This window comes from Polaribacter sp. BAL334 (assembly GCF_015767435.1).
Classification (GTDB): domain Bacteria; phylum Bacteroidota; class Bacteroidia; order Flavobacteriales; family Flavobacteriaceae; genus Polaribacter.
The window spans coordinates 1-716 of record NZ_JADWOV010000165.1 but is presented as its reverse complement, the minus strand read 5'-3'; the positions used below and the strand labels follow the sequence as shown (position 1 = coordinate 716).

The following is a 716-nucleotide window of genomic DNA, read 5'->3' as shown; positions in this document are numbered from 1 at the left end:
ATATACATCTATGCTTCTGTTAAATTTCTTACTCACAGAAGGTAATGTTTCACTGGAAACCCAAATTTTAAGCTCAGCATCGAGATCAAAGGTTCCTGCAGTTTCTAATGAAAATCGTGAAATAGATTTATAGGGCAAAGACTTGTACTCAACCTTACTGCCTGTTAAACCTTGTACATCTATCAATATCAGACGTTTATTGGTAAATACAAAGGTGTCTCTAAATAATTCAAATCCCATTTCAATTTCTTCAGTATCACTTAACAATCTTTGATATTTTTCTGTTAATTTTTCAACTGAAACTTCACTTGCATTTCCTTATAATTTATTGAATAATCCCATTTTTATAATTTTTAATGATGAAATAATAATTCTGATACCACTGGTAAATGATCAGAAATTCTCCTGGCCATAGCTAAATTATCACATTCTTTAACAAAGTCAATAGTAGATGCCTTTTGTTGCGTAAAATAGTTAGTGTTGTAATAAATGTTATCTATCGGATAATTTAAATAATTGCCATCTACACAGGTTCTTTTTAAAGTGGTTGGTTGATTAGATATTGCGGATGTAAAACCCATTTTATACAACGGATTCCAAACAGTGTGTTTTTCATCTAAATTAAAATCTCCTAGTATGATAAATCGATCCGTTTGAAATCGTTTAGGATAGGTTTTAAAATTTGAAATCTCCATTTCTGGATGTTTGTTGAAGGT

General features: G+C 30.2%; 2 pseudogenes. Both read right to left on the bottom strand.

The window, feature by feature from the left end:
- Positions 1–342 (bottom strand): annotated as a pseudogene (locus IU405_RS00865) (PH domain-containing protein); the annotation flags it as partial.
- An 11-nt stretch (positions 343–353) separates the two neighbouring features.
- Positions 354–716, bottom strand: a pseudogene (locus IU405_RS00860) (endonuclease); the annotation flags it as partial.